General features: G+C 60.7%; 12 protein-coding genes. 7 read left to right on the top strand and 5 right to left on the bottom strand.

What is annotated here, in order from left to right:
• The first annotated feature begins 50 nt into the window (after positions 1–50).
• The 3 genes from H4W30_RS23270 to H4W30_RS23280 all read left to right on the top strand — a co-directional run bounded on the left by H4W30_RS23270 (position 51) and on the right by H4W30_RS23280 (position 3843).
• Positions 51–1109: an MrcB family domain-containing protein gene (locus H4W30_RS23270; RefSeq protein ID WP_192744801.1), complete on the top strand. Its 1059-nt coding sequence runs from the start codon at positions 51–53 to the stop codon at positions 1107–1109.
• A gap of 363 nt (positions 1110–1472) precedes the next feature.
• Positions 1473–1871 (top strand): hypothetical protein, encoded by a 399-nt coding sequence (locus H4W30_RS23275; RefSeq protein WP_192744802.1) that lies wholly within the window; start codon positions 1473–1475, stop codon positions 1869–1871.
• Between the two features lies 1 nt (position 1872).
• Positions 1873–3843 carry a hypothetical protein gene (locus H4W30_RS23280; RefSeq protein ID WP_192744803.1) on the top strand — a complete coding sequence of 657 codons (1971 nt, stop codon included), beginning with the start codon at positions 1873–1875 and terminating at the stop codon, positions 3841–3843.
• A 451-nt stretch (positions 3844–4294) separates the two neighbouring features.
• Here H4W30_RS23280 and H4W30_RS23285 read toward each other — a convergent pair whose 3' ends face one another.
• Positions 4295–5209, bottom strand: coding sequence for an Eco29kI family restriction endonuclease (locus H4W30_RS23285; RefSeq protein ID WP_225949837.1), 915 nt, complete (start codon positions 5207–5209; stop codon positions 4295–4297).
• 480 nt (positions 5210–5689) lie between these two features.
• Here H4W30_RS23285 and H4W30_RS23290 point away from each other — a divergent pair, with 480 nt between their 5' ends.
• Both H4W30_RS23290 and H4W30_RS44275 read left to right on the top strand, forming a co-directional pair.
• Entirely contained in the window at positions 5690–11104 is a 5415-nt protein-coding gene (locus tag H4W30_RS23290) for a DUF3883 domain-containing protein (protein WP_192744804.1), read from the top strand.
• Positions 11105–11392: 288 nt separating this feature from the next.
• Positions 11393–11521: a hypothetical protein gene (locus H4W30_RS44275; RefSeq protein WP_264082867.1), complete on the top strand. Its 129-nt coding sequence runs from the start codon at positions 11393–11395 to the stop codon at positions 11519–11521.
• A gap of 412 nt (positions 11522–11933) precedes the next feature.
• Here H4W30_RS44275 and H4W30_RS23295 read toward each other — a convergent pair whose 3' ends face one another.
• Entirely contained in the window at positions 11934–13277 is a 1344-nt protein-coding gene (locus tag H4W30_RS23295) for an ATP-binding protein (protein WP_225950158.1), read from the bottom strand.
• 449 nt (positions 13278–13726) lie between these two features.
• Positions 13727–14131: a pentapeptide repeat-containing protein gene (locus H4W30_RS44735; protein WP_192746774.1), complete on the bottom strand. Its 405-nt coding sequence runs from the start codon at positions 14129–14131 to the stop codon at positions 13727–13729.
• Between H4W30_RS44735 and H4W30_RS23305 the strand changes: the two genes are divergently transcribed.
• Positions 14018–14293, top strand: coding sequence for a hypothetical protein (locus H4W30_RS23305; RefSeq protein WP_192744806.1), 276 nt, complete (start codon positions 14018–14020; stop codon positions 14291–14293). The two genes, H4W30_RS44735 and H4W30_RS23305, sit on opposite strands and share 114 nt — an antisense overlap.
• A 605-nt stretch (positions 14294–14898) precedes the next feature.
• Here the strand turns inward: H4W30_RS23305 and H4W30_RS23310 are convergent.
• On the bottom strand, positions 14899–15363 hold the full coding sequence (locus H4W30_RS23310; protein ID WP_192744807.1) for a hypothetical protein: 465 nt from the start codon (positions 15361–15363) through the stop codon (positions 14899–14901).
• A 206-nt stretch (positions 15364–15569) separates the two neighbouring features.
• Between H4W30_RS23310 and H4W30_RS23315 the strand changes: the two genes are divergently transcribed.
• On the top strand, positions 15570–15719 hold the full coding sequence (locus H4W30_RS23315; protein ID WP_192744808.1) for a hypothetical protein: 150 nt from the start codon (positions 15570–15572) through the stop codon (positions 15717–15719).
• A gap of 337 nt (positions 15720–16056) precedes the next feature.
• Here the strand turns inward: H4W30_RS23315 and H4W30_RS23320 are convergent, their stop codons facing one another.
• Positions 16057–19683: a hypothetical protein gene (locus H4W30_RS23320; RefSeq protein WP_192744809.1), complete on the bottom strand. Its 3627-nt coding sequence runs from the start codon at positions 19681–19683 to the stop codon at positions 16057–16059.
• Positions 19684–20469 lie beyond the last annotated feature (786 nt).

Genomic DNA, 20469 nt, shown 5'->3' on the forward strand with positions numbered 1-20469 from the left:
GACACGAAGTGGCGCTCGCTGATTCGGAACGGGCGCGAAGGGGGAACTCCATGGATTTGCGTGAGCTGCTGAGCACGATCGCGATCACATACGACCGTGAACTGGGACAGCAAGCGCCGGCCGCGCGCCTGCTGCGCGGCGCCGGCGAGGTCCTCGAGCGCTACGTCCCGCGGGGCTACCTCGTCAAGGGCAGCAGCGGGCAGAGCACCGCGGCGTTCGTGCCGTGGATCGCGGTCTTCGACCCGGACGAGACCGACTCGGCCACCCACGGCATGTACGTCGTGTACCTGTTCGCCGCCGACATGCGCTCGGTGTCCCTCACCCTGTTGCAAGGGTCGGAAGACCTCCGCAAGGTGATCAAGGGAGACGCCCTGGCCAACCTGACCGGTCAGGCCGGAGCGATCCGACGGGCGATGGACCCGAACCTCATCACGGGCCTGGACGAGCGCGTCACCCTGCTCGCCCCCACCCGCGTGCAACGCCCGAAGTACTACGAGGCCGGCACCATCATCGCGAAACGCTACGAGATCGCGGACCTGCCCGCCGACAAGCGACTCGCGGACGACCTCCTCCGGTTCCTGCGCCTGTGCGAGCACGGGATCGACTGCCGCCGGCAGCTCGCCCTCGCCGACCCCGGCGCGATCGCCACCGGCGAGCGATACCAACCACCTGCGGCGGAAGGCTTCAAACCGAAAGACGACAGCGAGTACGAACAGACGATCGCCGCCCGCAAGATCATCAAAAGTCGGAAACACGAGACGCTCGTCAACACCTTCAACGACCACCTGCGCGACCGCGGCTTCACCACCGCGAGCCCGCACCCCCGCGACCTCACCGCCACCCGCGACGGACAGAACTGGCTCATCGAGGCGAAGGTCCTCCGACGCGGCGACGCCGTACAAGCCACCCGCGGCGCCCTCGCCCAGCTCTACTGGTACCGCCACGTCCACTACACCGAACCCCGCACCGTTCGACTACTCGCTCTCTTCAACGAGCCCGTCGGAGACCTTTGCCTCGACGTACTCCACGCCAACGACGTCCACGCGATCTGGGCGCAAAAAGGCACCTGGGCCGGAACAGCGACGGCCGTGACCGAGGGAATCTGCTAGACGCGAGCCCTTGTGTCGTGGGACACACCGGCCAGGGTATCTTTGCCGATGGACGACCTGCTTGATGTCCGTCGTACTAGGTGGAAGGCGTTCTCGGATAGTTGATCAACTATCCGAGCAGCTGGACGCCGTGCCGCGATCCCTGGTGCCAGGGAACCCTATTAGGGAACCAGGCCCTCGGTCAGGTTGGTGCGTGGCTCTGGCGGCACTTGAGTTCGTGGGTGGGTAGGTGACCTGCGATCGACACAGGTGGAGGACGGCACCCGTCGAACTCTCGACCCTGCTGGCATAGCCCGTGCCAGCAGCACGAAGTTCGCGTTCCGGCGATGATCCGGGCCGACCTCCCTTAGAAGGTGCTGCGATTTGTCCACCGACACCACCGCACTCATCGTCTTCGACGACCTAGACGTCCAACTCGTCGTAGGCGTGCTCCGCGAAGCCGTCGAACGTGCCCAGGTAGTCATTCCCGACGATCCCGACGTCGACTCTCACTCAAGCGGAGTGACACTCGGCGGAGTTACCTCACGCTGGACTCGGTTCACCGAGACCGGCGAGGGTTGCGAAGTGATCAACTTTGATGGCGAGCGACTGTTCGCCGTCCGTCTCATCATGGAGGAGCGGGTGTTTCTCTGTGGTCAGCTGAGCCACCACGCCGCCCAACTCGCACATGGTGCCGATCTCGATACGCTCGAGGGCACGGACGACATGGAGCGCGCGGAGCATGCCTTCCGGCTGATGACGAGGATTTCGGAGGCTGCCTGAGATGACTGAGCGGGTTGTTGTCGACCTTGACAGCGACATGGACGGTTGGCAGCCCGAACTTCCGGCGCTGCCCCGTCCTACCGCCGTCAACAACTTGAGCGACGCGCTACGGAGTAAGGGACTCAGCCCTGGTGCCGTGCGCACGCTCGCGAGAGCGGCGGTTCGCCCCGATGAGATGCGGCGCAAGCTTGCGGACCCTCTGGAGCTCCGGGTCCAAGGCGGCACACTGTTGATCGTCGAAACTCGCCTCTGGACGATGGCAGTTTGGCCCCACCCCGCGAATCCTCGGGAGTACGGCCACCGCCTCTACCCCCTTAGCGATCACCCGTCGGCGCGAACACCACTTGTGTTTGAACCGACCTCGCAACAAGATGGTGGACCGGAACTTCAAATTCGCGCAGCGGGCCCTGAGGCACTCGAAGAGCGAATTACCGAGGCCAAAGAGCGTCTAATTAGGGAGAACCCTCTATTTTCGGATATCGCGGCCGAGGGGGTACTGCAACCACTCACAGTAGTGCCAGCTAACATCGTACATAACGATGGGTCTCCTCCCTTGACTCTCCTGATCGCGGCAGATGGGTCGAGTCGGATTAGTTCAGCTCATCGGGTTGTCGCCGGAGGGAAGCTGGAGAAGCATCCCTCAAGCTATGCGCTCGCCTACGACGATCGAAAATTTCGCAAGTGGATCAGCCCGCATCTTCGGCAGGCACAAAGGCTTTCATGGAACGAACTCGATTCAGGCGATCGAGACATCTTACGAGCACTAGCACTTCCAGCCCGAGTTATAGTGGGCTTTCGACCTGATAAACGTTCCGGAATTCCATTCCACACGGCGGTTCGAAATCTAATTGGACTGACCCACATTCGCCCTCCTAAGCCCTATGGCGCCTCCGTGGAGAACGAGGCTAAAGCCGACGCGGTACTAGATGCGCTCTCGGCGCCGCTATTGACGCGCCCAGCGCTAATTAACAGAATTCAGCACCAGTGGTACGGTGGGACAATAACCAAAGACAAGGCACACGCGGCCCGGCTTCCTGATCATCAAGATCTGCGAGCCGCGGAAATAGTCAGGTCAATTCTCGGCGGCGGCCGAACAACCACCTTGAGGGTAAACAGTGGAATTCGTGCCTTAACGGCAAAGCTCAATCCTCGACGGGAAGAACGCGTCGATATTGCGGTAGAGCTTATCCTTCGCCCGCTCAGGACCGACGAAGCCGCAAACATAAAAATCGTTAAGTCGTGGCGTGCCACGCTCCAACGCGCGTATCTAATTCCAGAGATCTCGGAAATTCCAGGTGACAAACTTCTAGAGACCACAAGCGAAGGCGGCATTACGCTCGAAGCGCTCCGAGACCTGGCCATCGAGGAAGTTGAGCAGGGGCACGGACACAGCGGCCACCTCGCGCAGGCTCAAATCGAACTGGCCATCAAGGCGGCATTTTACATGGCCACCAGCGAGCCGATGGCATTGCAACGAGAAATTTACGGCGGCGGCGATGATGACGATGATCGGAGCTTGACAGCCGTGCTCCGCGCAATGCTGTCTCGAACTAGAGGAGTACATCAGGCGTATAATGTTATAAAATGGGGACGCGCAGGCAAGCCTCTACTTCAAACCGATGAGACCGGCAACGTAATATTAGAAAATGGCGAAGAGCAATTTCTTACAGATAAGTTTATCAGGGAAACCTATAGCGGGCAGCACGTTGCTATTGCCGCCACCGGAATTGTTGCAGCCCGACAACAATGGGACCGTCTAGTTACTTCTGTTAAAGAAACACAGAAGGCGACCAGGAAACTTGGTGAAATACCGGCATCAGATGGCGGGCCCGCCCACGTCAGTCGAGATGGTTGGGATTCGAAAGAGATTCTGGTCGTTCGCAAGCTGCTAGACAAGGTGGACCGCACTCTCGGCGACTGGGGAGACACTTTCGACCTAGCCAACCATCTAGATTCCCGCGAAGACCAATAGACGCATTACATAGCCGAAACCGACCGAAAGGTGCGTTCATATAGTCCGCCGACCATCAAATGGCCCTGCATGGTCGATTCGTGATCGACATAGCTTGCTTGCGGCACGGTCTACGGGTTTGCTATATTTGAGTCGTTATTTTCGCTTTCGCGAATCGCGCCTTCTGGCCTAGATGGACTTAACCAGTTCGCGCTCCGTCGAAAACGTGCGACTAGCCTCCATGCACACCAGCCAAACCCTGTAGCCCCCGTTCCCATCCAGCCAACCATGGAAACTGGAAAACCGAAAATGAGGGTGGTAGGCGCTAGAACGTGCGCCAGAAACGCAAGCGCAGGAACACTAATGGCCAACGTCGCAACTACACGTCTGGGCTCATCCAAGATGCGATAAACCAGTCCTATCACAGTATCTGGGTCTTCGTCAGGACGTCGGGGCCTGATTCGAGTTGGCACTAGGTTTCATCCGCTCTCGAGTCGCCGTCGATCTCCTTGAGGAGCGTCTCGACTTCTTCGGCGGTCGACATGACTTTGCGCTTATTCGACTCATCCGCGACTCGCGCGAAATGCTCCTCGATTTTCCTCAAGCTTTCCTCGACCGAACGGCCCGGACGCGCCTGCTGCACCGCCCATGAACGTCCCGGATGAAGCTCATCCCAGTCGGGGCGAGCCCCATTTCGACGCCCCCCTCCGGGGTCGTGATTTCCAAAACCCTGCAATGTTTGATTCCACAAAGGCTGGAAGTGGCCAATCAGAAGCGCTTCCGCCAAAGGAACCCAAATATCCTCTACAACAAGGAAGCGGCAGGTGAAGTCCCTCAGCTTTAACTGAGGCGTGCCACCATCCTCCATCCCAAACTCTTCGACCTGCTTAATTGAGCGCGAATGCTCTCGAAGACGATTAAATAGTACGGGTTCTTCCACGGAGTTAAGTAACCCCCCAAAGCCTGCTCTCGCTCCGCGTGGGATCGCTCGACCAACGTAGATCGGAACTTGACGTTCAGCTTTCACGATCGGTGCATATGCTGGAAAATCTCCCGAGTAATATATGCAGTATAAGCCGGCTCCCGGGAATGGTTCGGCGGGCGGCAACGGATTTTGAGGTTCCTCCAGAAGCGCGTTCTCTACACTCTTCGCTAGGTTCAAACGATCCAGCGGGTTGAACTTCTCGGTCCTGTTGCGCTTCACGTTGCCACGCGGGAGGGGTTGAGCATTTCGCCCACGACTGGCAAGGTAGTCCAAAATGTCCGCTTCATAAAACACGGGGCCGCTGCGCAGGTCAGCCACCGGCGCCGGGAAGTTGTGGTCTCGCTGACGAAGGTTGGTCATGGCCTGCCTGCTAAGTTGAGCCAATTCGGCGATTTCAGCCATCCCGACGAGACGGAGCGCCTCCGCGTTTGACCGCGGGTAATCGAACAGTGGTTCCACAACACTCCCTGTGTTCATCAGACCCGGGCAGCCGGATACAGGTGACACTACAACAGCGGCCGAGTTGATGCAACGGGGACCCGTGTCCTTCGGACACGGTCATGGCACCGCGAGTAGCCAGCGCCCGGAGACACCCAGTCTGCTCAGTTACGCTCGCCCAGGTCCAGGCGGGTTTGGCCCATAGTTGGCCGTGATCGAACCCGCGCAGTGCTCCATGTCGCCCGCGCGCGCGGACGTGGTTGGGTCTGTTGACACGAACCAACTCGTCCGCACCTTCATGCGAGCGGGTGCCGATCGGCTACCAGCAGGCAGGGCGACTAGCGCTCGGCGAAGCGGGAACGGTGGACGTCGGTAGTGCCGGATTGCGATCTAGCACTACCGGCGCATCAAGATGGTCGCAGCGGTCACCGGTAGCCTCCGTCCGTGGCTGCTCTTGGAAGTGACTTGCATGACTCGGCCTCCGCCCCACGCGACCGGATCGTCGCGTACGCCGCCAAAGTGTTCGCGGAGTTCGCCGCAACGGACCTATGGGACCCTGGCGCACAGTTGCGCGCCGCCTCCGCTCACGCCGGGAACGAGTACGCTGGCCGGTTCTTGCTCGAACTGCTCCAGAACGCGCACGACACACATCCGGCCGACAGGCATGACGGACGCATCACCATCGTCGTCGACGCGAATGAGGGTGCGCACGGCGTTGTGTACGTCGCCAATTTCGGGACGCCGTTCACCTACGAATCCATGAACGGGCTGTGCAAACTGGCCTGCAGTCCGAAAGAGATCGGCCAAGGCATCGGTCATAAGGGCATCGGTTTCCGCAGCATCCTCCCGGTATGCACCAGACCGGAGATCTACAGCGCTGACCCGGCCGGACCACCTGGCAACCTCGATGGCTACACCTTCCGGTTCGCAGACCTCGCTGACCTGCTGACCCTCGCACGGGGAGACGAGACGCTCGCCCGCCGCGCCGACGAGAAGTTCCCGCCGTTCCAGCTCCCGGTCCCCATCGACACGATCCCCGCGGCCGTCCGGGAACTCGCCGCCGCCGGGCATGTCACCATCGTCCGGTTGCCACTTGATACGCCCGATGCGCGCAGGGAGGCGCTGACCCAAGCGACGAACCTTGTCGCAAGCGACGTCCCGACACTCTTGTTCCTGGAACGCATCGGCGCGCTGACCATAGTTCGACACGACGGAGGTGACTCCGCCGAAACCTCCCTCACCCGCACCCAGCAACCTTTCAGCACCGTCACCACACCGGACTTGTCATTCACACAGGTCGCCCTCGGTGAACTTGGCGACTACACCGTCGCCTCTACATCCGTTCCCGCGACGAGGCTGCGCGAAGCCGTCCAGAACGCTCGGCATGGAAACAGATTGTCGGCCGCTTGGGATACTTGGGACGAAGCCGTCGTGTCCCTCGCGGTGCCCACGGATGGTGAAGTGACCGGCCGGATGTTCACCTTTCTGCCGATGGGCGACGAGGCGTCGTCCCCGTTTGCCGGACATCTCAACGCCCCGTTCTTCACCAAAATCGACCGCGCCGACCTCGATCCGAACCATCCACTCAACAACCTGCTACTCGATGTCGCCGCCGAGACTGCGCTCACCGCGGCGGCCGCTCTGCAACCGAGCGGACTCGCGGCGGCGCGCCGGTGGATCAGCGACCTGGTGTGCTGGGACGACCCCCACACGGAGAGGCTCGCACAGGCCGCAGACAGGTCCGGGGACGGCCCGCTCGCCGAGCGCCAGTTCGTCCCGATCGAAGCGGCCGCCGAGCATCCACTCGGCTGGGCATCGCTTGCCGACACTTACCGCTGGCCAGGCCAGAACCCGACCGTGCTCACCGCCGCGCGAGCCGCCGAAAGCGGAATCTGCCTGGTCGACAGCGGGCTCGGCGAGGACCGCGCGGATCGTTGGGAAGCATTCGCCGACTGGCTCGACCACCCACTCGACCCTGATACGGACACCCTGGTCGAACTCATCGAGCGGATCGCCGCCACCTTGGAGCGGCCATCCGCGTACGACGACACCATCGGAACACTCCGCGCTCGACCAGCTAAAGGTCGAGCGGGCAAGGCCGCCAAGAAATCGGCGAGAGCTCGACGGCAAAGTGGTGAGGCCTCCCTAGCCGCGTTGTGGGCAGGTGTTTACAGCGACCTTGCCGACATTTTCCCAGCATATGGCGCCACGGTTCTGCGTGGCCGAACACTGTTGGTCGACGACGCAGGCGACCTGCGGCCAACTAACACCCCACCACCCGCACCGTCGGAGCGCGGCAGCACCCGACGGGTCACTGCGTTCCTGCCACCTGCGCGCGACGACACCCCCATCGCTGTTCCCGCATCACTTCGCAAGGACTTGTTCTACCTCCACCCGGCGATCGCCGAACAGCTCGGATCAGCGGGGCGAGCGCTCCTCCTCAACGCGGGTCTCGTCGACCGATATGACATCCGCAGCCTCCTGGACCATGTCGGAACAATCCTGGTTCGTACCAAGAGCGAGCGGATCCATCGCGACGCGCTCCGATTCGTGTTCAGCCTCGAGCAGAATGGACAGATTCCGCCCCGGTATCCGCTCAGACAACTGCGTTTGCATGTCCCGAGCACAGTCGGCAAGATGGTTCCCGCCAACCGCGCGGCATTCGGGTCAGGTTGGGACGGCCACGACTACACCGACCTGATTACGGTCATCGAGGACGCCCGCGAAGTGGACAGCGGCTTCGCCGAACTCGCATACAGTCTCGTCGAACCGGTATCAGACTTGGTCCGTCCGACGGACGACCGCACGGCATGGTCGCGTTTCCTCAGCAAGATCGGGATCAGCTCCGGACTTGACTTGCGCACCACGTCCGCGGCCACCCCGAAACTGGTTGGCTCGACACTCAGTGGGCCGACCTTCGCCACTCGCCTCCGCGTCCGCGAACCCATCGCCGAACAGTGGGTCGCGCATCTCTCCGACCTGCCGCCGCGCCGCATCGCGTTCCCGCAGACTGAGTACGTCGCCGACCGCAAGCCGAGGTGGGCGATGGGGCAGGCCATTGCCGAAAAACTCACGGATCCGGCACGTGAGGCCTATGCCCGCCTCTTCCTAAACGGCCTTGCCAGCTGGCACGCAGACCGCCTTCATATGAACTGGGATCGCGACCGTCGCGGCATCAAGGACCGTCAAACGGTACCGACTCCGCTCGCAGCATTCATGACTACCGCCGCATGGTTGCCTGCCGCGCCGAAGCCAGGCCGCCCTTTGTTCGCCCGGCCCGATCAGCTGTGGCACTTCTCGCTCTCCTCCAACGACGCAGAGCCTGCATTCGCGCCGTTGGCCAGCCGAGCCACCCGGTTGTTCCTCGATAAGAACCCACAGGTGCTCACGGCCCTCAAGAACGCCGGGCTCGGTGACTGGTCTGACCCTGCCCACGCGGTACGCCTGGTTCGCAGCCTTGGGGCAGCTGCGGCAGCAGGCAGTATCGGCGAGGACCAGCGCGACCAATTCTCGCGCGCTTACCTGCGTGCGTGGTCGACCGTCGTTAAGAGGCCTACTTCGAGTCTCGTCGGTATGGAAGATTTACATCTTGTCCTGCGAGAAGGGGAGCGGTTAAGCGTCCGCACGGCCGCGGAACTAACTCTTGACGACGTCACGGTGTATCTCGCTTCTCCCGGGGACGGATTACACCTGCGCCTTCTCGACGAGCTTGAGCTTCCCGTCCTGTTCGTCGACGCCGACCTCGAGGGGGCACAAGCGGTACTCACAGGTGTACTGGGCGACTCAGTGCAGATAGCGGACGAAACATCAGTCACGGTCGCCCCCACCGGAGGTACAGGTCAGGACGAGCTGCTACTGGAGCGGCTGCCCTGGATGGCCGTGCTCGTGGCAGCTGCGGCCAACCATGGTCACGGCCTCACCCTTCAAGAGCGAGACTTCGACGACCTCGCGCGTGGCCTGCGGCGCTTGCGGATCGAGACGTACACCGACCTCGGCTTAAGCCTCTTCGACCAGCCGACCGAGCTTCCCGCGACCAGCTACGGGCTATTCGCCGACCCTGACTACACCTATCCCGTCATCCTCTCGCCGACCTCCGTCTCCGACCTTCGAGGTCCAGCGCTCGTCGCACTCGCAGAAGAGATCGCCGTCGCCATCGACTTTCCCAGTCTTCGCGAACGGCTCCGAGCCGCCGTCCTCAGCCTGCAGTTGGGCGGCAACGAGCAGCCAGATCCCAGCGACGCGGACCTCGCACACGCGTTACGGCTCACGAACGCACAGGTGGAGGCAACCCGCATCAGGCTCGACGGTGGCTTGGAAGCCGTCATTGAGCGCCTTTACCCGGTGCTCGTACACTGGTCCGGCCAGGCGGCCGCCGACGCCGCTGTCGACAACGCCCGTGCCACCACGGATCTGGCGGAGTTGTCAGCAGCTCTCCTGAAGCTTGCCTCGTCACTGCCGGTCCAGCCAGGCAAGCTCATCGAGGCCGCCCGAACCGCCACGTCCATCGATGAGCTGCGGATCAGCCTCGACATCGAGTTCTCCGCCTTCAACACCACGCTTGCCGGTCTCAGCCCCGCGTACACACCCATCTCGTATCAGGCAGCGCATGAACAGGCGCTGCGCCAGCACCTCGCCCTTTACCACCAAGAACTATGCGACCAAGTGCGGTGGGTTCGTCTCGCGAATTTCGACGCATACCGCCCGCAATCGGACTGGCCTGACCTGCGCTCGTTCACCTGGGTGACCGTCCCCGAAACATGGGGCACCACCGTCGACAAGCCCAAGCGCGCCGACCTTACCGCTCTCGTCGCCAACGCGGCCGAGACCCGCCTCGGCCAGACGCTGCCGACCAGCGGACCGAGCCTGCCCACGCTCAGCGCTGTCACCGCCGCCAACAAAGCGCTGGTCACCCATTCCGCTCCCGGAATCGCACGTCTTGCCCGTGCCTGGGCATCCTCACATCGCGCAACCCTCGTTGAGGCCCTGTCCTCCAGCGATCCTGGAACGGAGATCCTGACACTGTTCGACAACAACGGTGTGCTCGACTTCAGGCGCCTGGGCGAAAACGACATTCCCACCTGGCTCAAGGCACTTGGCGCGTGGCCGGCCGGCATGCCCGTGACCACCGATCCGAGAGTCGCAGGCGTCACCCCCGAGGAACTCGCCGCCGCGGACTCAGCCGCGACCATCGCGAGGCAGGAACGCGAACGTCAACGCCGGCTGATCCACATCGACGGTAACTCAATCGACGTCGGGGTCGGGGCCACGAACATCGCGGCGCTCGTCGACGCGCTCCAAGCCAGCCTAGAAGCCCATCCATCCGTCATCAGCGCGAGCAACCGGGTCAAGGATCTCCAACCCATGTCCGCCCTCCAGCCCCGCCGCAGCGGTGGTGCGGCTAAGGTCAGCCGCGACCCGATGGCCGGGCTGTCCGACGAGCAACGTCAGGCACTCGGGTTCGCAGGCGAGTGGCTCGCGTATCAGTGGCTCACCCGGATCTACCCCGAGACGAACGAGTCCAGCTGGGTGTCCACCAACCGAGCCAAGGTATTCACAGGCAACCCCGGCGATGACAGCCTCGGCTTCGACTTTCAGGTCGAACGGCCCAACGGGGCCATCATGTTCGAGGTCAAAGCAAGCCGAGCCGATCCCGGCATGTTCACACTGACGGATTCCGAGATCCGCGAAGCACGCCGGCACGCTCGCAACGGCCGCTGGCGGCTCCTGATAGTCCCGTACGTGTCCGATCCTGCTCGATGCCGGGTGCTACGCCTCCCGAATCCTTTCGAGGCCCGCGCCGAGGGGCTGTTCCGCGCCGAAGGTGACGGCATTCGCTACCGCTACCACCTCGATCAATGATCGCCATCTGCGACCGAGATGCCGACCTGGCCGTTCCTGCCCGAGCACCAGGACACCTGGCACTACCACCGATATCATCGCCGAGCTGCCCGTCGCCGTGCTGCTCGGTCTGATGAGCCATACCGTGTCCGCCGCGCCCGTAGCCGACCTGCCGCCAGCGGAAAGCGCCGCGATCCTGTTGCTCCTCGAAGCCGCCTCACTGCGACCAAGTGCACGCAGCACTGATGCCCGCTACGTTGCGTAGGCATCAAACTTAGCGAGAGATAGCGGGTTAAGGGTGAACCCTGGTTGCAAGCTGGGCTTTCGCTGCTGGTCGGCCTATTGACCGCCTCCGGGCGACCGGTCGTCGAGGTCGACCAGGTCGGCAAGGCGTTCCGCCTCCTCCCGGTCGAACACCGGGACCGGCATGCCCCGTAGCAGCTCCACCTGCGCGGCGGGGGTTTCGGGAACGCCGCCCGATCAGCGAAATCCGCGGCCTGCGCGTACCAGGTCAGCACCGCCGAAACGGTCCCTTCATGGCTCTCCCTCGGGTCCGTCGGAACCGGTGCCAGCTGAGGTGGTGGAAGGAGTCGAGACCGACGCGATCGCGCTGGCCGAGAATGAGGGCACTCCTGCGCGCGGCGAAGCGAATTAGCGGCCGCGTTGAGCACAGCCGATGCGGGAGCGGACGACGACTTGGTTGCCGCAGCGCTCAAAATTCTCGAGCTAACCGATCCCGCTAAGGTGGAAAATACCGCGTGTTGCCGCACTGCAATAAGGGCGTACAGGTAGGCGAGCAGACTGTCCCAGTGTCCAGCCTTGCTGGACACTGGGACAGTCTTCAGTTCCATTAATCTCTAAGGGTTTCAGGGAGTCGATAACGAGTTCCCCGAGCGACTCCAGTTCGCACCAATTCTTTTGAAGAAACAAGCTCTTCAAAATAGCGCCTAATCGTACGCTCTTGCTCTATCCCTGTAACCCGCCTGGCAATACTATTGTCAATTGAGCCATGCTCTCGCACGTATTCCATGATCATCTGGGCTGGACTAGCGAGCGGCTCGTGGCGAATTATGACCAGTACACGGTCAGCGGATTCCGTAATTTCTGGCTGTTGCAAACGAAGTGCGGCCATAGCTTCGAAAGCAGTGTTGAGCCCTTCGCCGACATCCATATTCGGCGGGTTTGGAAACCTGTTAATTAGGCGTACAATCGTTCCATTTCTAGCAAATCGCTCATTGAGGATATTCTTAGGCGTAACATGAGCCGGCAGTCGACCAGGGCTTTCTACTTCAACCCTATTATCAAAAATTCGGACATGTACATCATCATTTATGCCATAGTCTCTATGCAGAACGGCATTCGTGAGAATTTCATGTAACGCTTCAGGCGGGTAGTGAATCTGCTTCATGCCCGCGCCTGTCATAATTGGAATCGCGTCAACTATTTCCACGGTGCGAGCTACAGTGGCAAATATCTGCGAATAAAGAGATCCTTCGATGGTCTCGGGCACGGCATCAAGGTATTTGCGCTCGGCAACGCCATCGGTTTTGTACCGGTAGATCTTAACGCCAGCTTTCGGGATATGAATTTGCGGCTCGTCATGAAATAGCAAGGCGCCTGCGACTGTCGGTCGCTCCTCGGAATTGATGAGACCTTGCTTGCGCAAGAAGCGCTCTGGCTCCAGCGTTGGGACCATCGAAAGACAGAACTCGATCGACACCTCAGAGTTAGAGATCTCCGATACCGGAAAGACTAGTCCCTGATTCTCGAAACTGACTACACCTTTTACGCGCTTCAGCGATTCCAGTTCTTCGCCGCGGACGAGGACACTGGCCGCACCCCGCCGAACATAAACATCAGAAGTGGTACTGACGCATAGGGCAGGTGTGCGGCGAACAGTAATCAACAGTGCGACGCCAGATTCATTCGCATGAGACAGAAAGTCAACTTCATAGTACCCAGGCGCTACCACTGTTGCTGCGACGTTGATGAGATCGTTGGCGGCCTCAACTGAAGCGAACCCGTCCCAGGTCCCATCATCTTCGATTCCAACAACAAGTTCGCCGCCATCAGTATTGCCAAAAGCTGCCAAAGTTCGACTAAGCTTCGCAGGCTGTATTCTTCGGGACTTTCGGTCAAAGAAATTATCCTCATCTCGCTTAGCGAGTCCATCTCGCTCGCGATCAGACAACATTAAGCGCACCCGGAAATCCCCTCAGCTTGTGGCATCAACCTCTAAAACTCGATAGATTCTCGACAAAGCTATCGGCTAGCTGACGAATTAACTGCACACCATGCATCGACAGCTACGACTTGGAGGTTGATTGCTGTCGCAAGCTCTGTTGTCAGCATAACGCAGGGTGCGAACCGCGAAGGACCCGACTTAGAGTAGCTCATGCGCTCTATCTCGCAGCGGACACAACAGGCGTTACAGAGTGTGACCATTCTGTGTCCTTCTGCTGGCTCTCATTCCTAGGTTGCGAGCTGTTGCGGCCTCTGCCGTGTGAGCTCCCCGCACGGTCTACCATCCTCTGGTGGAGGAGTTCGAGACAGTAGGTACCCGATAGCCGACAGCTACAAGCCTGGCGCGGGCGTAGTTGCTAGTCGGCGAGGTCGCGGTCCGCCTCCCTCCCGACGGACTGCTCACCCGTCTGACCAAGAGGTCGGTGGTTTGTCGAACTGGGCGGTATCTTTGAAGACGGTCACGCCGAAACAGGCGGCTTTGGTGAATGTGGCTCCGGTGAAGACGGCGTAGCGGGTGAAACGCGCAGCGATGAAGTTGACGCCGTTGTCAAAGGTCGCTGCGTCGAATGCGGGGTCTATGCAGGTCGCCGCCTCAAAGATGACGCGGTTCCTGAAGGTCGCCAGTGAGAACCCGGCTAGGCCGGTGAAAGCCGCCTCTTTGCAGGAGGCCGTGTCGGCGAGAGTCGCCTTTTGGAAGTCGGCGGCTCCGGTGAAGGTCGTCTCTCGGAAGATGGCGTCACCGGAGAAGGTCGCGTCGCGGAAGGTGCTGGTTCCGATGCACGCTTCGGCCAGGTCGAAGTCGATGAGCTGGGCGTTGGTGAGGTCGAGGTCGAGCTCGCCTCAGTAGGCGGTGCCGTGGCCGGGTTTGAGGTGGTCGTGGAGGATGCGTTGAACGGTGAGCCGGACTTCGCGTTCCTGGACAAGGGCACGGTGCTGCTCGCGTTGGTCGGCATGGGCATCGCCTGATAGCGGTTCGGGGATTTCGTAGGGCATGCGGAGGTAGGCACACAGGACGTTGGCGATGGTCTGACGTTGGGTTTCGTTGCCCTGGGCGAGGCCGTTCGAGGGCGTAGAGGCCACTGAGCCGGACGGGGGCTTGGGCGGAGCCTAGTAGCTCCGCGGCCTTGAAGTACAGCTCGGTGATCCGCCGTTCCGCGGCGTCGGCGCGGGTGTCGTCGACTGTCCGCTCCTGCTGGGAGAGTGCGGCTTCGGTGGAATGCTGCCGGCGCCAGGCGGGGTAGAGCCCGACCACTCCCACGCTGCCGACACCGACACTCAGCCCGATCTCCAACACGTCCAGCCGGGCTTTCACGAGGTCTGCCCGGCGAGTCAGGCGGTGGCCGACCACCACAACGCCACCACCACCGCCAGCACCGCGATCACGGGTGCAGTGGTCCACATCGCCGCCCAGGTCAACTCCGGCAACCCGCCGCACCGACGACGGACTCGGTATAGGGGTGCTGGCGGTCGGGGGCTGCGGGTCATCGGCCATGACCTTCATCGTTGCGAATGTGGCGAGAACGTTTCGACTACCCGCTGCAGCGAGCTCTCCCGCCAGGCTGGGACGAGCTCTACATCAGCCCTTCAGTTTGCAAGATCCGAAGCACCCTTTCCGGCTGCACGCCTTCTTTGAGTCGGTAGAGGATGGTTTCACCTCGAATCTGTGCTGGCAGGTGTTCTGGTCGGATACCCAACTCTTCCAGGACTTGGGCCAACGAGACTTCGCTGTGATTTAGTCCGGCGCCCCACCAGGCGGCTGTGGCCGCAGGGGTGAAATCCCTGGTCCAGGAATTAGCGATCTTGATTGCGTGTGACCGGCTGAGTTCCGGCCACTGCTTTTGCGCCGCGGCTGCGGTGCCAGTAAGCGGTGCTTCCCGGGTGTAGGCGGCTGGCTGCGAATGGGCAACCTGCTTCAGCGCCTTCATCCGGCGAACGTAATCAGCGTGGGCTTCCCGCAGGCGATCGGCGTTGCTGAGGCTGATCTCAGTATCGGGTCCCTTGGCATAGACCTGCTGCGCATTGCAGAGCTGGTACATCCTGTGCAGAGTGCGACCAAGTTCGTTTGCTAGCGCCCGGACGGTGATGGTGTGCTGCTGTCTCGGAGGATACGGCGAGTTTGACTCCATCACGTCATCATGACTGCAGGCACTGACATTTTTGCGTTGAGTGACGCAGCGTCGCGGTGCGTGTCGCCGGCGACCACCGCGCCTTCACCAGGACCTGGCCCGCGATGAGTCCGGCGGTGGCTCGCTACACCACCACGGTAAGCACCGAGGTCACGGTCCCAGTGGTCCACATCGCCGTCCGGGTCAACTCCGGCAACCGCCGCACCGACGACGACTTCGAGATTGGCGGCGGGCTGGTGGCAGCCGTGGCCGCAGATCATCGGTAGTTTCCATCATCGTCGCGGACGGTGGCATAACCGTGTCAGTCGCCGTCCGAACGGCAAGGTGGACAACCTGCCACCCGCTGGGACAACCGTGGGCGCGACGACGCGCACCAGCAGTCGCCTGGATCATCCCTGTCTAGGCGAGGTTGCTCCGCCGTGCAAGTTATTCCACCAGCCTGTGCGGACATCGTCGCCCGCACAGGCGGGACTGGTCCCAGCCGTGTCCTCACGGTGATCCCGATCCGAGGGCCCTCACGCAGGGGCGACTCAAGCGAGTTCAGCTTGCCGCCGCGCCTTCGGATCTCGTACTTGACGACGATTAGCTCGCACACAAAGAATTTTACTCGATCGATGCAGAGATATATCCATCCGGAGGGATCAAGTCTTTCAAAGTCGAATGCTTACTTACCAGAGCTTCGGTATTGCCAGCTATTGTCAAAGCGATGACCGCCTTGATCGCGATCAGTAGTGGCATGACAGAGTTCTTGCAAACAGTATTCAAGTCTGAGCTAACATTGCTTTTATTCAAGCGGTCGACTCCATGGTAAACTGTAAGAATGCCGCCTCTTGTCAGAATTCCAACACCCTGATTTATCTGCTCAAGGTCTGCTATTGGAAAAATACTTGGAGCTAGTTGTGCCAAATCTGGCAACTCGGCGGCGGATTCGATCAGAGCAGGAAGCCCTGGATCGACTATCCGACCGAAGTAACTGGAATAAATTATGTGATGGGGATTCTGCCGGTGAACCACCGCATCAGAGCTCTGTGCTCGGCGCAAGGTAGAAGAAGTTCTGACAACTTCCGCCCGGAAGCCCATCACTTCAAGTGTACGACTCAGATCAACGGCTGCCATACGATGACCGTCGTCTTCGGGATCAATCCCTATCCACGCCTGGGACACGGCCGCAGCTAGTAGCGGTCGCCATTCTAAAGGCGCAAATGCTGTAGCCCCTAGAGCTTCATCGGCGCTCAAAGTTCTTGATTGTTTGGGTGCGCAGTAAGGAGTGGATGACACGGTGGAAGGCGCACACCTGGATGCCAACTCAACCCAACGATATAGCAAGGCGTGAAGAACGTAGAAAGTAACTGACTGGAGCTTCGCCAACTCCTTCAGATCAAGTTGAGCAAGCGTCCGACGAAGGTAATCAAGGTTCCCTTCCAAGGCCGCGCGCAAGCAACGAAACAGGTCTATCACTGCCTTGTCGTGTGCCTGCAAGAATCCACCGTGACGTTCGAAGAAGTCGGCTACCATCAAGGCGCGTCCCAACAGGGTTGCGGCTGGACCGCCGGGATTTGTTAAGGTTTGCAGCGTAGCGATCGCTACGTTTCGCGCGACGTTCGCGGCTTCGCCGGCCCGGATCGTTCCCGAGGCCGCCGCTTCGACGAATGACTCCATGTCCCTCAGTGCAGCATCCCAGTTACTTGACCATACGTAGCACTCAAGACGAAGCCGGAATAGCTGTTCCTTTTCCAACTGACGCAGCCCTGACACTTCAAGTAGCGCATCGATTCGCGCAAGTGCCTCGCGATAGTCGCCTTCCCTGATCAGGGCGTTGATTTCTGTGACCTCTCGACTAAGATCAATGCGTTCGGTCAGGGGAATCATTTCGCAATACTGTTCCAACGCCAGTCTCAACTGCTCAATACGTGGCGTTGCACCACCCCCATCATGTATCAGGTTAATGACAGCGGTCAGTGCGACACGAAGCGTATGGGCCGTTGCCTCCTGATCTATTTCGTAAGCAGCAGAGATTTGTTGGATCAAAATCTCAAGCACTTCGGCGATGTCGCCACTCACCTCGCGCGGCCGTTCCGCACTCTGATAGAGAACAGAAGCGAGATTGGCTGCCGTCTGCAGTCGGAGCAGCGATTGGTCACCAGGGCAATGTGGGAGTATCTCCAGTTCGGCTCGGAGGTAACCTGTGGCCAGGTCGTGAGCGTCTGCAATTTCTAGCATTCGAGCCGTGTTACCAAGAAGTAGCGCGACGCAGTAGTCTTGCGAGTTGACATCCAGGGCGTGCTCAGCTACAGCGACTGCATGCGCGATGAGCGAAGTCGCGACTGAGTAGTTCTCTTGATCCATGTAGAATGAGAGCCAGTACTGGACATGGAAAGCGATCATCGAGAGTGCGCTGTCAAGCTCGCCCGCATTTCGCAGATCCTCCAGAAGGATAACCTGGACGATCTCATTGACGGCAATCGTGAACGCAGTCGAGTCCAGTGGAACACTGTACTCCCTGCCCCCTAGTGGCATATCCGTGACAGCAAGAGACTGACGCCGCATCGCTCGAACCACTTCACCCAATGGTGGTTCTTGACCTTCGTACACCCTAGGGCCGCGTTCGACGCCATCCTCAAGCAAAGAACGCGGTTCCAACAGGCACGCACTCAAGAGTATGTGAAGTGGAATCCTGCGAGGAGCGAACAAGCTGGCGAACCTCAGTGCCGCGACAGCTAAACGGTCGGCCTCCGTTGATCTATCAACCATCCGCCGCCAAGCGATCTGTATTGCCCGCACCAATGTGTGCGGGTAGCCATGAGGCACACAGTCCTCGTCACCCAGCGAACGCATCAGCAGGCTTTCGTAATCCGCTACGCCAGCCAGGCCACCGAGGCAGTCATTAAGGTAAGTTGCGGCCAGCTCAAGCGCCAACGGCCAACGCTGCAAACGAACGGCGAGTCCACGCATTAAGTCGACCTCCGCCGCGTTAGCCTTTTCGCTGTTCAGCAACCGCGCAGCGAGCAAGGTCACTGCCTGCTTCTCAGTCATGGCACCCACCACGACCGATGCGGTGTTGGGCCCCGAGATACCGGTAGGGTCTACGGTTGTCACCAGAACGTGCCCCAAGCCACTGGGCGGCAGCCAATCACGCACGCCGCGCAAGCTAGAAGCATTGTCGAAAACCATCAGCCAAGGGCGGGCCGTTCGGGCGAGAGCCCCCCAGAGCACATCGCGGGCACTCTGCCCCGTTCTCGCCGTGTTCCCGGCAAGTAAGATTGCTGCTTGAACGAACGATGCCTCAATCTGCGCACTGGTGGCAGCTTCAACCCAGATGATGTTGGTATACGCATCAGCCCGATCCTCTACCCAAGCTGTGGCTACTCCGGTCTTGCCAATACCGGACAGTCCGGTGAGCACGCAGATCGGCACCGAGTCACCAGAAATTGGGGTTCTCAAGGTTTGCTCGATCCGCTCCAGCACGTCCGGGCGAGCAATATCCGTGGCACGGGGAGCGGGTGTAAGCGGCACAGCCCAGTCCCGGTCGCGCATCAAGGTCCGCAACACTTGCGGGTTAATGCGGAGGGCAGCATCAAGCGCCGCCCTGTCGAGAGTCGGGCAATCGGGACTCGCAGCCTTCGCTAGAACCTCGGCAACTAAGTAGCCAGTAAGAAGGCCTGCCGCGTCCCATCCGACATTTCGTGGATCAACCATCCTGCGCGCCGCGCGCACCTGCTCGCGCACTGCAGTGCGAAGTTCGTCGACCGATCGGTCATCTATTACGAATTGGACGCGCGCTAGACGGCCGACCCACTCGCTTCCCGCGGCGAGCACAGCCCGCTGAACCTCCGGTGAGCGGGAAACCGCAGCTGCGATCCGTTCGCGAGCGCCGCCCCCATGCACGGCGTCGATGAGAGTCAGCAGCCCAGGGCTCGGTCGCCGATTCGTGATCAGTGCGTACCGGTCAGCGTCGTGAGTTAACAGCCGGAGCAGGACTCGAACAGCATCAGCTGCACTCATCGTACTGCCCGGAGCGCCTCCCTTCACTTGCGCTGCCAGCTCGCAGCGATCACCTCGTAACAGTGCGAAGTCGACGATTTCCTGGTCGGCCTGCAGGTCGCTAGCCGGGGGCGCATCGATGACCACGCCGCTGAGCCAGTCATCGGCATCCAGCAGGCCTCGCAGGGCGAACGAAAGCGTGCTCAAGAACTGGTACTCGAACCCGAGTGCCGCCGCCTGTCCACCCACTGCACTCCCATCATCGCACCCAAGACCCTGATACGAGCCACATCGAATTCTAGTGATTGCGACCGACAGCTTCTGGCAGCGAGGATCTACGCGGCCCTTCGCGCGCCTGATGGCACGTAGCCAAGTACTCGACCCAACGATTGCTACTAGCTAGTAGCAAGACGCTCCCAGTTGCCGCCCCCAATGCTCACGCGAAAGCCGCCGCCTGTCCGTCGGGCAGGCGACCGAGAACTGCTGAACCTCTGCAGGAACGCCGCCGACCTGCTCGCGACCACGTGTCCGTCACCAAGATGGCTATGAAAGGAGCTAAGGCAACCGCAGCCGGGTGGATAGTGTGCAACATGCCTCGGCGTACCGCTAGCGTACCCGCCGCGCTGCGCGATTCCTCGCTGCCGACATGTCTGCCGAGACTGGAAGCCTTTCTTGGCACTTATGCACCCGATCTCGCCTAACCGCAGCGGTTGCGTGCGGCGGCACGCCGGGCGTCCGGCTCCCGTGAGCTGGGGACTCAGTGGTCGAGTTTGGTGGTTACGGTGCAGACGTGGGGCACTGTGGTTCAGAAGAGGTGTTCGCAGATCTCACATGTTCGACTAGATCAGCCTGCTGGCGTCGGCTAGCTGTCGAAATGCAGGGCTTCCCGAGGGGACCCAGTAATCGGGCTACTTAACCAAAAGTACTCAAGTGATCACATGAAGGCTTGTCTGGCCCAGTTCGTTAACCCTTTCGATGGAACGCATCTTCGACCACTTAACGCACTGCCGCCGTGGATCGATTGCTATACAAGCG

The organism is Amycolatopsis roodepoortensis, from assembly GCF_014873915.1.
In the GTDB taxonomy this organism is placed as follows: Bacteria; Actinomycetota; Actinomycetes; order Mycobacteriales; family Pseudonocardiaceae; genus Amycolatopsis; species Amycolatopsis roodepoortensis.